Source organism: Arthrobacter sp. CAN_C5 (genome assembly GCF_017875735.1).
In the GTDB taxonomy this organism is placed as follows: Bacteria; Actinomycetota; Actinomycetes; order Actinomycetales; family Micrococcaceae; genus Arthrobacter_D.
In genome coordinates this window covers 198,744-210,940 of sequence record NZ_JAGGMZ010000001.1, presented here as the reverse complement: position 1 = coordinate 210,940, position 12,197 = coordinate 198,744, and the positions used below count along the sequence as shown (strand labels likewise).

Annotated in this window: 14 protein-coding genes; all 14 read left to right on the top strand. The window is 61.0% G+C overall.

What is annotated here, in order from left to right:
- Window positions 1-41: 41 nt before the first annotated feature.
- The 14 genes from H4V95_RS01070 to H4V95_RS18850 all read left to right on the top strand — a co-directional run bounded on the left by H4V95_RS01070 (window position 42) and on the right by H4V95_RS18850 (window position 11,552).
- On the top strand, window positions 42-1,289 hold the full coding sequence (locus H4V95_RS01070; protein ID WP_209728258.1) for an ABC transporter substrate-binding protein: 1,248 nt from the start codon (window positions 42-44) through the stop codon (window positions 1,287-1,289).
- Window positions 1,259-2,137: an ABC transporter permease subunit gene (locus H4V95_RS01065; RefSeq protein WP_312883902.1), complete on the top strand. Its 879-nt coding sequence runs from the start codon at window positions 1,259-1,261 to the stop codon at window positions 2,135-2,137. The genes H4V95_RS01070 and H4V95_RS01065 overlap by 31 nt, the downstream gene beginning before the upstream one ends.
- A complete protein-coding gene (locus tag H4V95_RS01060; protein ID WP_196868109.1) occupies window positions 2,134-2,961 on the top strand; it encodes an ABC transporter permease in 828 nt (275 codons plus the stop codon). The genes H4V95_RS01065 and H4V95_RS01060 overlap by 4 nt, the downstream gene beginning before the upstream one ends.
- Window positions 2,958-4,001 carry an ABC transporter ATP-binding protein gene (locus H4V95_RS01055; RefSeq protein WP_209728256.1) on the top strand — a complete coding sequence of 348 codons (1,044 nt, stop codon included), beginning with the start codon at window positions 2,958-2,960 and terminating at the stop codon, window positions 3,999-4,001. Before H4V95_RS01060 ends, H4V95_RS01055 begins: the two co-directional genes overlap by 4 nt.
- Before the next feature lie 174 nt (window positions 4,002-4,175).
- Window positions 4,176-4,970, top strand: a complete 795-nt coding sequence (locus H4V95_RS18560) for an ATP-binding cassette domain-containing protein (RefSeq protein WP_312883901.1) — start codon at window positions 4,176-4,178, stop codon at window positions 4,968-4,970.
- The gene (locus H4V95_RS18715; protein WP_312883900.1) at window positions 4,967-5,488 is read left to right on the top strand and encodes an ATP-binding cassette domain-containing protein; all 522 of its coding nucleotides are present in this window, start codon (window positions 4,967-4,969) and stop codon (window positions 5,486-5,488) included. Before H4V95_RS18560 ends, H4V95_RS18715 begins: the two co-directional genes overlap by 4 nt.
- Window positions 5,380-5,760, top strand: a complete 381-nt coding sequence (locus tag H4V95_RS18550) for an ATP-binding cassette domain-containing protein (RefSeq protein ID WP_312883899.1) — start codon at window positions 5,380-5,382, stop codon at window positions 5,758-5,760. Before H4V95_RS18715 ends, H4V95_RS18550 begins: the two co-directional genes overlap by 109 nt.
- Complete coding sequence (locus tag H4V95_RS18855) at window positions 5,757-6,161, top strand: MFS transporter (RefSeq protein ID WP_209728254.1); 405 nt, start codon at window positions 5,757-5,759, stop codon at window positions 6,159-6,161. Before H4V95_RS18550 ends, H4V95_RS18855 begins: the two co-directional genes overlap by 4 nt.
- A complete protein-coding gene (locus H4V95_RS01035) occupies window positions 6,130-7,008 on the top strand; it encodes an MFS transporter (protein ID WP_245345514.1) in 879 nt (292 codons plus the stop codon). The genes H4V95_RS18855 and H4V95_RS01035 overlap by 32 nt, the downstream gene beginning before the upstream one ends.
- Window positions 7,005-8,528: an ABC transporter substrate-binding protein gene (locus H4V95_RS01030; protein WP_209728251.1), complete on the top strand. Its 1,524-nt coding sequence runs from the start codon at window positions 7,005-7,007 to the stop codon at window positions 8,526-8,528. The genes H4V95_RS01035 and H4V95_RS01030 overlap by 4 nt, the downstream gene beginning before the upstream one ends.
- Window positions 8,528-10,297 (top strand): ABC transporter permease subunit, encoded by a 1,770-nt coding sequence (locus H4V95_RS01025; protein WP_209728249.1) that lies wholly within the window; start codon window positions 8,528-8,530, stop codon window positions 10,295-10,297. Before H4V95_RS01030 ends, H4V95_RS01025 begins: the two co-directional genes overlap by 1 nt.
- 49 nt (window positions 10,298-10,346) lie before the next feature.
- Window positions 10,347-10,694 carry a metalloregulator ArsR/SmtB family transcription factor gene (locus H4V95_RS01020; protein ID WP_312883897.1) on the top strand — a complete coding sequence of 116 codons (348 nt, stop codon included), beginning with the start codon at window positions 10,347-10,349 and terminating at the stop codon, window positions 10,692-10,694.
- Window positions 10,695-10,718: 24 nt separating this feature from the next.
- Window positions 10,719-11,018: a hypothetical protein gene (locus H4V95_RS01015; RefSeq protein WP_209728244.1), complete on the top strand. Its 300-nt coding sequence runs from the start codon at window positions 10,719-10,721 to the stop codon at window positions 11,016-11,018.
- Between the two features lie 177 nt (window positions 11,019-11,195).
- Window positions 11,196-11,552: a BON domain-containing protein gene (locus H4V95_RS18850; protein ID WP_209728241.1), complete on the top strand. Its 357-nt coding sequence runs from the start codon at window positions 11,196-11,198 to the stop codon at window positions 11,550-11,552.
- The last annotated feature ends 645 nt before the right edge of the window (window positions 11,553-12,197 follow it).

Here is a 12,197-nt window from a genome sequence, read left to right as displayed (position 1 = left end):
GGATACTTGAAGCTACAGCCCCGACCGTCGAAGGATCTCCTGTGTACCCCTCTTTCAGCCCGGAACGTCGGCGTTTTCTGCTGCCTGCTGCTGCGGCCCTCGCACTGGTGCTGACAGGTTGTTCAGGTGCAAGCGTTGAGCCCGCCGAGAATTTTGGTACCTTCGACGAGGTTCTCGCCGCGGCAGCTGGGCAGACTGTCGACCTGTGGATGTTCGGCGGCGACGCGAAAGGTAACGCCTATGTCGATGACGTTCTTGCGCCCGCCGCACAGGATCAGGGCGTCACGCTTCGCCGAGTTCCTATCGCGGACACCCCCGATGCCCTGAACCGGGTATTGAGCGAGCTCCAGGCCGGCCGGAGCGACGGGTCGGTGGACCTGATCTGGGCCAACGGTTCCACCTTCAGTACCGGCAAACAGGCGCAGGCCTGGCAATGCGGCTGGACTGACTTGCTCCCAAACATGCGGTACACCGACCAGGACGATCCCTTGCTGCTCAACGACTTCGGCACCCCGGTTGACGGCTGCGAAGCTCCCTGGCATAAAGCCCAGTTCACGTTCTTCTACAATTCGGATGCCATCACCGACCCACCCACCTCACTTGAAGGCATCCTTGAGTGGGCCCGGGCCAATCCGGGCAGGTTCACTTACCCGGGGCCCCCGGACTTCACCGGCAGCGTCTTCCTCCGCGAGGTCATGCTCAGCACCGCTGGCGGCGCCGATCAGGTGCCGCTCCCCTACTCCGACGAAGCGTTTTCCGAGTACGCGCCCGCGGCTCTTCAAACGCTTGAGGAGCTTGAACCATCGCTCTGGAGGGAAGGTGCCACCTATCCGCGGGACGAACAGGCTCTGAATACCCTCTTCGCCGACGGTGAAGTGGACATCGCGATGACCTACGGCCCTGCCACCCTGACCGATCTGGTCGGATCAGGTGCACTACCGCCGTCAACCAAGGTCCTGACCTTGGAAGAGGGCACGGTCGGCAATGCGAGCTTCCTCGCGTTACCGGTAAACGCCGCAGATGCTGCGGGGGCCATGGTGGTCGCCAACATCGCACTATCCCCTGAGCAGCAAGCCGCGAAGGCAGATCCGGGGACGTGGGGGCAGTTCACCGTCCTCGACACGGATCTCCTCACCCCTACCCAACAGAACCTTTTCGCCCAGCTACCAGAGTCGCCGATCGTCCCGGACTATGAAGAACTCTCACGCAATGCCCACGGCGAATTGGGTTCAGAATGGGTGCCGGCTTTGAATGAGGCGTGGCGGCAAGACGTCGCTTCGGCCCCATGACCGGTCGGCGGGCGTCGACCACCGGTCGCGCCGCCCTCCTTGCCCTGCTGGCAGTGGTCCCGATCGTCGCGGTTGTTGGGGTATCGCTGACCGCCGCAGGGCTGCAAAGTGTTGGACTGATGCCATTTATCGGTCCACCCCAGCTCAGCGCGGACGCCTGGACCAGCGAAACTGGGGAGCTCATCCGTTCGAGTGTCACCTCGGTTTACATTGCCGCAGTTTCCACGGTGCTTTCCCTGGTGGTGGGCTTTATGCTTGCCGCCTATGTGCTCGCCATGCACCGAATGGGTCGGATAGTTGAGACCTTGAGTGCCGCAACGATTCCTATTCCGCACGTGATCGGGGCAGGGGCCATCGGGTTGCTGCTCTCTGACAGCGGATTCCTGGAACGACTCCTCGGGATGCCCGACGCGTTCCCCGCACTGGTTTCCGGTCCGTGGTTCGTGGCCGTCATCGCCGAGTACGCGTGGAAAGAGTCCGCATTCGTCGCCCTGGTCGTCCTCGGCAGCATTTCACGCTCCGTCGGAGATCTGTGCGACGCGGCAGCAACCCTCGGCGCGTCCGCGGGCCAGCGTATCGTTCGGGTGGTCCTGCCTCTGGCGGTGCCATCGCTGGCGGTCTCCGCCGCCATCGTCTTTGTATACACCCTCGGCTCCTATGAAGCCGCCTGGCTGCTCGGTCCCACCTCCCCCGAACCGCTTCCGGTCCGAGCCGTGAGGCTGTTCACCTCCGTCGATCTCGCTGCCCGTCCGCAGGCAATGGTGACCGCCCTGGTATCTGTGGCCGTGAGCGTAGTCGTCATCATTACGGCGGTTCTGGTCCTGCGCCGTCATCGGAGCCTGCGATGATTCCCGTTCTGCAGCCAGCGTCAACGTCGATGCGCCGGACTCTCCCCGGGGGTCTCCCCCTGCGGGTGGTCCTGGGTTGCTTGCTCGTGGCCTGGATCGCGGCGCCAATGGTGCCAGTACTTTTGTGGTCGATCGCCGGTCAGTGGCGCGCCCCGGCCGTCCTGCCGTCGTCGTACTCGTTGCAAGGGTTCGCCGACCTCGCCACCGCAGACACTGCCAGGGCCGCCGTGTCCTCGCTTTCACTCGGGCTGGGAGTCGCGGTGATCGCAACCCCCTTGGGTTACGTGGGAGTACTCGCCGTCCGCGCCCTACCTTCCCTACCAGGCCGCTTCGTTGAGTTTGTTCTGTTGGTCCCGTTAGCTATCCCACCGTTCGCGTTGGTGATGGGGGTGAACGTCGCTCTTCTGCGTCTTTACGTATCACCGACACTAGGGGTGATCCTGGTCCTGGTCGTGACGGCGTTGCCCTACACGGCGTTCATGTTCCGCAGCGCCCTGGCAAGCTACGACCACCAGTTCGAGGAGGTCGCCCGCTCACTGGGAGCCTCCCCCGGGCAGGCCGCCCGTCATGTCCGCTATCCCCTGCTCGCCAGCGCAGCCGCCCGCGCCTTTTTCCTGGCCTTCCTCGTCGGATGGGGCGACTACATCACCACCTTGCTCATCGGCGGAGGACAACTGCGCACCCTGCCTCTACTGCTGGGATCAGCCGCATCGACGACGGGAAACGAACAACTCACCGCAGCACTCTCGGTGGCCATCATCATCCCTCCACTGATCCTGCTCGCAGGACTCACCCTGCCCACGGCAAGGAAAAGACGACAATGAGCTCGCGCCTCGAATTCAACACCATCTCCCGGTCCTACGGCGACACTGAAGTACTGCATCAGATTTCCCTCACCGTTCAACCATCCCGCTGCGTCGCATTACTTGGCGCCTCCGGCAGCGGAAAATCCACCCTCCTAAGGATCGCCGCGGGCTTGGACGAGCCATCCTCCGGGGAGGTGGTCGTTGATGGTGAGAACCTCGATGGTATCCCGTCTGAGCAGCGTGGCGTTGCCCTGGTTTTCCAGAAGCCGCTGCTTTTCCCTCATCTGAGCGTGGTCGATAACGTTGCGTTCTCCGCGAGAATGGCCGGACAGTCCCGCAAAGTGGCCCGGGACCATGCCATGGCGTACCTGAAACTGGTGAAGTTGGCAGACCTCGCACAACGCTCGTCAGGGCGGCTTTCCGGCGGGCAGGAACAGCGCGTTGCACTGGCCCGGGCTCTAGCGAGGAACCCCCGCATCCTCCTCCTCGATGAACCGTTCAGTTCCCTTGATTCCAGGCTAAGAGACGAAATGTATTCGTTGATGGACGATATTCGCGCAGAACTCGCGCCCACCATTGTGCTGGTAACCCATGACCGCCGGGAAGCGTCAGTCCTCGCCGATTCGATCGCGGTCCTTGATAGCGGGCGGATCCTGCAACACGGGCCCGTCGCCCAATTGCACTATCAACCTGCGACGTTGTCGGTCAACAGAATCCTGGGAGGCCTCAACGCCGTACCGGGCAACCTGGCCGACGGTGTCCACCACTCGGCGCTGGGCCGGTTCCCCGTGCAGCCAGGACTCAGGGACGGTCCCGCATTCCTGACCGTCCGACAGGAAGCCATCCGCATCATCGGACCGGCGGACGGACCAGCAACGGTTACCGTGACCGGGATCAAGTCGCTAGGCGCCCACACGTTGGTCCACGTCGCCAGCCTCGGATCACGCAGTTCCGCAGAAACGCTCACGGTCGAGGTCCCGGGCGACCCCGGCATCAGGATAGGTCAGCATGTCGGCTTGCAGCTCGTGAACACCACCGGGTGGGCCGTCACCCAGTAGTAGCTGGGCACACTGTTTCATTCGCCTCGTCCCTACCGTGTCCCAGGTTGCAGAATCTGCACCATCGCGATTCTGACCTGTGATGGGATCCCTTTTCATCCAGCGCTAACGGGTGTCATGAATTTGAGAACCAATCTTGTTATCGCTACTGTTCATTGAGAATGATAATCGTTAGTGACAAGGGTGGATGAGTGTGATGAGTCTTGCCCTCGAAGGGTTATCTGTGCGGATAGGCGGTCGGTCGCTGGTAGCTGGGTCTCGTTGTCTCTCGCGGCTGGCGAAGCGGTGGCTCTCCTTGGGGCTTCTGGATCAGGCAAGTCACTAACGGCAGCCGCTCTGACGGGATCACTACCTGGTGGTTCGCAAACTTCTGGTCAACTCAACGTTTCCGGACGCGACATTTCTCTCGCCACGAAACACCGCCCGGGCATTGCCTCGGTCCGTCAAGACTCGCTCACTGCTCTTCACCCCTTGGTGAGGATTGACCGTCAACTCATCCCTGTAATCCTGCGGTCAGGGGGTGCCCCAACGCGGTCGGCGGCAGGGTCGCTTGCTGTCTCACTGCTGGAGGACGTCGGCTTCGCCAATCCAGATCGTGTGCTTGGTTCTTTTCCCATGGAACTATCCGGCGGGCAAAGACAACGGGTGTGTATTGTGCAATCCCTTGCATGCCGTTCTTCATTCCTGATCGCAGATGAACCAACGACCGCGCTCGACGTCATATCCCAGCACCATGTTCTTTCAGCGTTACGCAAGGCGATAGGTGAAGGTGCTGGCGTCCTTCTGATCACTCACGACGTTGCTGCGGCAGCATCGTTGTGCTCACGAGCGATCGTCATTAGCGGAGGATCGATAGTCGACGAAGGTTCCTTCGAGTATTTAGCTGCCGCCGACAGGCACCCCGAAGTAACTCATCTCATGGGTGCCGCGCAGCGCACCGTGCGTCGTGGAGGCACTGCTGTCGCATGACTTCAGTCCTTTCAGCCCACAATATTTATCTGTCGCTGTCCCGGCCCGGCCGAACCTTCCGTCGCGGTGTGTCCCGGACGATCCTTCATGGGGTGTCTTTGACTGTCCCCAGTGGTCACGGGGTGGGATTGGTGGGTAGTTCCGGATCAGGCAAATCGACCCTGTTGCGTACCCTTTTGGCTATGGAATCGCCGGACTCAGGTTCGGTGGTCCTGCGGGATCGAATGATCCGCCAGGGGTCATTGACGTCGTTGCGATGGTTCCGTCGAGAGGTGCAGTATGTTCCTCAGGATCCTGCAAGTAGCCTCGACCCACGAATGACGGTTGAGCAACTACTGCGGGAGCCGCTGGTCTGCCTCAGCATTGGGGGGGGAATCACTCCGAACAGATTCGCGACGCGCTTCGTCGGGTGGAACTTCCCGAAGCAACCTTCAATAGACGGCCGTCCGAATTATCGGGTGGACAAAATCAGCGTGTCGCGATCGCCCGCGCCCTGGTTGTCCGTCCTGCGATCTTGATTGCGGATGAACCGGTGAGCGGGCTCGATCTCCCACTGCGTAATCAGGTCCTTAATGTTTTACACATGCTGATCAAGGATCAGGGGTTGGGGCTGCTGCTGGTGTCCCATGATCTTGATGCTGTTGCCTCTGTCTGCACACGAACCGCGGTGCTAGCTGAAGGCAGAATCGTCGAAGAAGGACCAACGGGTCAGATTCTTAACGACGCGCGGCATCCGGCCACACGCGAACTGAACGCCGCCCGGGTAGGCCGGGGCGCCCTCTCTCGATGATCGATACCACGCCCCTGAGAAGCCCGGTCTCGGTGTCATTGCTTCTGCCCACCCAACTGATTTTCAATATCGGGTTCTACGCGGTCGTACCGTTCCTAGCCCTTGTCATGACCGACGACCTCGGGCTCGGTGCCGCAGCGGTCGGGATCGTCCTGGGTGCTCGAACATTCAGTCAGCAAGGCATGTTCCTTTTGGGCGGAATAATTGCCGACTATTGGGGTCCGCGCCGCAGCATCCTCACTGGTTGTCTGATCCGAGCCCTGGGATATTTTGGTCTGGCTCTATCCGAAGAGTTCTGGCCCTTTTTGCTGAGCGCTTGTCCTGACTGGTATCGGTGGGGCCTTCTTCTCACCCGCCGTCGAAGGGCTCTTGGGCGCACTCGACCGGACCCAGAAGAGTGAGGGACCGCAACGCAGGTCGCTCTTTGCATGGCTTGTGTTGTTCGGCGAAATCGGCGCCGTGACGGGCCCCTTGGTCGGGATCGCCCTCTTGCCCTTCGGGTTCCCCGTCGTCGCTGTCTCCGCTGCCTGTCTTTTTGTCGCTGTGGGCGTTGTGTTGTGGCTGCTTTTACCGGCAGGACTACCGGTCAGCGCTGATCAAGACGACACACCTGCCGCCAAGGCGGAGCCGCGTGAAACATGGGCGTGCCTGCGGGATCGACGTTTCTTATTTTTTTGTCTGTTCTTCAGCGTCAACCTCCTCGCCTACAACCAGCTGTATTTCGCGTTGCCTCTTGAACTCAACGAAAACGGGACGGGAACTGGGACGCTGGCGCTGCTGTTCGTCTTGGCTTCGGTGCTGACCATTGTTTTCCAACTACCGGCATCGGCCCTGGCCGTCAGAGTAGGGCCAGGTGTAGCGCTACGGACTGGCTTTATCTGCCTGGGCCTTGGTTTCATCACGGTGGCCGTATTCGGGGTTACTGGCATATACGCAGTGCCCGGGATTCCGGTGCTTACTGGCCCGGTAGCGATGGTCGTTCTTCTGAGTTTCGGACACATGCTCATCGTGCCCGCCGGAATGCAACAAGTTCATGGCTTCGCCGGTCCCCGACCTCTGAGCGCCTTTTACGGCCTCCTCGCCAGCTTCGGTGGGCTAGCGGTCCTTATCGGCAACACCTTCGTCGGCACCTTTCGAGACACCCTTGGCAGCTCCGCTGGGTGGATGTTCCTCATCCTCCTTACCATTGCTGCCGCCATTTTCCTTCCCCGCTTCCTACCAATTCACTATCAGAAAGCTCGTCCATGATTTCCCGCCGTACCCGCACGTTGTCCTTTATTGCTGTCTCAACGATCAGTTGCCTCGCCCTCACCGGATGTTTCTCCTCCGCCCCTTCCGGGTCAACGGCCTCCGATGACGAGGATGGGCGCGTATCTTTAGCGATGCTGCAGCCGCCGCGCTCTGGGCTCACCCCGTTGAGCGATGATGCTTTCAAACTTTCACGGTGGTCCACCGCCGAGACCCTCGTTTCCCTTGATGATCTCGGAGAAGCACAGGCCTCATTGGCGACGTCGTGGGAGCAAAGCTCTCCCACGCAGTGGACGTTCACCATCAGGGAAGGAGTCAGTTTTCACGACGGCACACCCCTGACCGCTGAAGACGTAGCCCGCTCGCTCACCGCGGCTGCCACAGCGTCGCCAACGCCACGCATCCTCGACGGCGTCGACATGACAGCGGTCGCCGACAACGAAACAACGGCCACCGTGACCACCGCCGTCGCTGACCCCCTCCTCCCCCAGCGCCTGTCGAGCCCCCAACTGTCGATCCTCGCAGCAAGCGCCTACGAAGGCGGCGCAGTCGACCCGATCAACGCTGGAACCGGCCCCTTCGTTCTCACAGCCGTAGACGGCACCTCGGGTGCCACCCTGGACCGGAACGAGGACTACTGGGGTGAATCCGCCGCAGCATCCGGCATCGACGTCCAATTCGTTCCTGACGGCACCGCACGGGCCGCGGCGCTTCGTACGGGCACCGCCGACGTGGTTGAAGCTATCCCCGTCAGCCAGGTAGCCCAGATCGATGAGGATCTCGTCTATGAAGTCCCGATGCCTCGAACAAACACCTTGTACCTGAACACCGATTCTGGGCCGTTCGCGGATCCCGCCGTACGCGCCGCCGCTAGAGAAGCCATTGATCGGGCGACGATCGTCTCCGGAGTCTACGAAGGCAGGGCCGACGTCGCCGAAGGGCTTCTCGGCCCTGCCCTGCCGTGGGCTGCAGACGAACGCGACGACGACTACCAGGCAGTCCTCGATCAGCGCCCCGAAGCAGCATCCGTGGACGGGGTTCGCATCAGCTTGGGAACTTTCACCGATCGTGCGGAACTGCCTGAAGTAGCCGTGCAACTGGAGCAGCAGCTCGAAGCCGCCGGCTTCATCGTTGAACAAGACGTCCGCGAGTACCAGTACATCGAAGCCGACGCCGTCGATGGTGCCTTCGATGCGTTCATTCTTTCTCGGGCCACTGTGCTCGACTCGGGTGACCCTGTTGCCTACATGTATAGCGACTTCGCCTGCGAAGGGTCCTTTAATATCTCCCAGTTCTGCGACCAGGCGGTAGATAAAGCTCTGGACGAAGCTGCAGCACTTCCAGCCGGACCAGAACGCAGAAGCGCCATCATCGCAGCCGAAGCAGAAATCCTGGCCCGCGACGCCGCTATTCCCATGTTGCATGAACGGGTCATTCAGGGCGAGGCGGTAAATGTCGAAGGTGCTGTCCGCGATCCCCGTGAGCGTGCGCTGATCACCGAGGAAACTTCGGCAAAATAATGGCACGTTTCCCAACTGGTGCTCTGCTCGTCGGTCTATCCAGGGCCGGGGCGCTCTTCGTCGTGGTTCTGATAATCGGGATGTTGCCCTGGCTGTCCGGGCAGCGCCCTGAATACACGGTGTTGCGGGCCCGCTACGCGGATCTGGAAGCAACCCCTGAGTCGTTGGCCATGGTCCGAGCCGAACTGGGCCTCGACCAGGGCCCGGCGATTGTCTTCATTGACTGGTTTTCCGGGGTCCTCGCTGGTGATCTGGGACAGTCCTGGATCTCGAACTCTCCGGTACTCCCAGGAACGCTCTCGGCCCTCGGAGTATCCGTCACGCTCATGATCTGCGCCGGTGCGCTCGCTCTGACAATTGCTTGCCTGCTGGCTATGCCGTCGCTTCTACGAAGCTCCAAAGGAGCGCATCGGCGGGGGTCTGGGGTCCTCGCCACAACGGCGACGTCCCTTCCAGAGTTCCTTCTAGCCTCCCTATTTCTTGTCATTGGCGCGGTCTGGTTGGGTTGGTTTCCGCCCTCTGGTTGGCTCGGCCTGCACTACGCCGTCCTGCCCTCCCTCGCCATGGGTCTCCCCGCCGGCGGACTGATGGGGAAATTACTAGCCGATGCCATCAGCTCAGCCGGAGAGGAACAGTGGGTATCGGCGTGGCTTACAGCAGGGTTCACCCGACGCCAGATTGGTGTCGGACTCCTGCGCCGGGCTCTACCGACCATCTCCAGCCAGGCTGCATTAGTCGTCGTCGGCCTAACCGGCGGGGCAGTAGCGGTTGAAAGAGTATTCGCGATTCCCGGGATCGGACGATCGACACTGGGCGCCGCCACATCCCAGGACATCCCGGTGCTTCAAGCCGGCGTCCTCGCACTCCTCATCCTCGCCATCGCCGCGGGGATCACAGCGGCAATGATCCGCCGAGCGCTCCTCGGACCTGCTGGTCGGCTCAGTGTCGTCCCCGTCGCCTTCGTGTCCCCCGTTTTCCGTCGACGGGATCTCGCCGTACCGTTCACAGCCGCGCTACTTCTGGCAATCATCACCGTGGCCGGTGTTTTTCGCGATCCCTTCGCCTCAACTCATCCACGCCTGGCACCGCCGAGCTGGGCAATCCCCTTCGGCGCAGACGCCAGCGGGCGAGATCTTCTAGCGCGCGTTGGCCAGGGCGCCGTATCTACAATCGGGACCGCCCTCATCGTCGTGCTGGTATCCCTCATCCTCGGGTTGCTCATCGGGTCCTTGCCCCGTCTGGGAACAGGGCCACTCGAGATCGCGAATGCCGCACCGCCGGTAATTGCCGGAATTATTGTCGCCGCTATCTCCGGAGCTTCTCTCGGCGGCGCAGCTCTAGCAGTAGCGTTGGTCAGCTGGGCGCCACTAGCAGCACATACCTCAGCCCTAACCCTGCAGGCCAGAACCCTGCCATTCGTCGCTGTACTACCTATCCTCGGGGTAGGCCCCACCCGAACACTCCTCCGGCACATCTTCCCCCACATCATCGGACCCCTCGTCCAACACGCCATGCTCCGCCTACCGGGTATCGCCCTCGCTCTGGCAGCCCTGGGCTTTCTCGGGCTCGGCGCGAACCCACCCAGTCCGGACTGGGGCCTCATCCTGGCCGAAGGAATGGCCTACGTCGAGCGGGCCCCGTGGACAGTTCTCGCGCCAGCATCGACGCTGATACTCGCCTCAATCCTGGCGGTCTCCGCCTCCGGGCTTACCCTGCCACCAAGTCTCCGTCGCCAAAAAGCCCCCCAGGACGCCACGCGGGCCCTCTGATTCACCCGAACAGAAACGACGCAGCCACGCAATAGACATTGCCAAACCCATGCACACGTGTTTATATGTCTATATGCCTGATGATGAACAGCTCGAGAGAGTCGCTGAACTTTTCAAGGCCTTGGGGACTGCGTCACGTCTTCGGATACTGACGTCTCTCGCCGCCAAGGAAGGCTCCGTGAGCTCCCTGGTTCAAACCACCGGGTTGTCGCAACCTCTGGTGTCGCAGCATCTGCGCCTACTAAGGAGCATGAACTTGGTGACAGTGACCAGATCAGGACGGGATGCTGTTTACGCCCTGACCGATGAGCACGTTGCCCACGTCATCAATGACGCCATCGCCCACACAGGCGAAGCCCCGTCGAAGAACGAACTTGTGGCGTCCATCGCGCCGTAAGTACCCATTGAAGGAGAGACCATCATGACAACGGACATCAAAGCAGAGCACACCCTGGAGGATCACACCCACGGCTCAGCGGATTGCTCCCACGCAACCATCCAGCACGGTGACCACACCGACTACCTCCACGACGGCCACCGCCACGCCGAACACGACGGCCACTACGACGAACACGACGAGCCTGCTGAGCATACCCCCAGCGACCACACCCACGGCTCAGCGGACTGCTCCCACGAAGCCGTGAAGCACGGTGACCACACCGACTACCTCCACGACGGACATCGCCACGCCGAACACGAAGGCCACTACGACGAGCACTAGCTCATCCCGGCCATCCTGATCCGTATCGGCTCGGCTCCCTTGGAGCCCGATCCGATACCTACCAACGGAAACGAATTGGTCCTGCTAGATAAATGCTGTGCCGATCTGATCACAGTTTCCCGGCGGTAGTGACTTTCGGCCCTGCTTCTAGGGTCGGAAAAGTTCCATGGTGGAACTATGAAGAACCGTTCATCTGGCACGCCCCCGGGTGCCTTCACGTCGCGGGAAAATATTCTGTTGCCGCCGTTGACTCTGCCGCAGTCCAGTCAGAACGAAGTGTCTATCAGTACCCCGAGTGTCCACTTTGGTAGTTCTGGTGACATTGATTCGGCGGCAACACAGCGTGTGGTCCTGAGCGCAGTCCGACGAGCCGTAGGCTGCCTGGAGATCACCGTTTCGGTCAAAGATGGGACAGCTTCCCTGACAGGAATCGTCGACTCGCCGCAGGATAAAAGCCGTGCTGGTTTCGCCTGCTGGTGCAGTCCAGCAATCCGAGCGGTACAGAACGACCTCAGGATAGAACCACCCTGCTGACACCAGCCCTACCAACTAGTGACCGTTCCCAACCCACCCCTATCGTTCGACAACGCTCGCTAGGAACCCTTGGCTGGTCGGTGAGCGCTCCGGTACGCCTGAAGACGTCGGGCAAGTTTTCGCTCAGTCTCCCTCCGGCGTTCGCCTTGGCGGGCCAGAAGCGTCCGGTGTCTAACGCCAGGAGGAGCTCCCCATCTCTCGCCATGAGGAACTCCCCAAACCCCAACAATCCAGCCTTACCCTTTTAAGTGGTAGGGCCATCAGACCTTAGTCACATGGTTCATGGATAACCTTCAGACAAGTCACCAGTGCAAAGCCGCTCGGCCTACCCAAATTCTTGGAACCAACTCGGATATTCATGTCCATCTGTCGCCCCACGATCAAGGGACTTTAGTCTCTGTCACGTTTGAAACCGCGAATTCATGCTGAAGGGACCGGGTCACCGCATGATCCGGTGTGAGCCTCTACTTTTCCAGGATTGTGTAGTGTTCCTGACCAACAGAATGGGACTGAACCAGCTATGAAACCCACGCCCATCACGTCACAAGTACCCTTCTGCACCACCTGTGAAACCGCCAAGTTCTTGCAATACGAAGAATTTGTGCCGTTTCAGATCCTCCCGTCAGGGCGCCTCCGGCCTGGCAG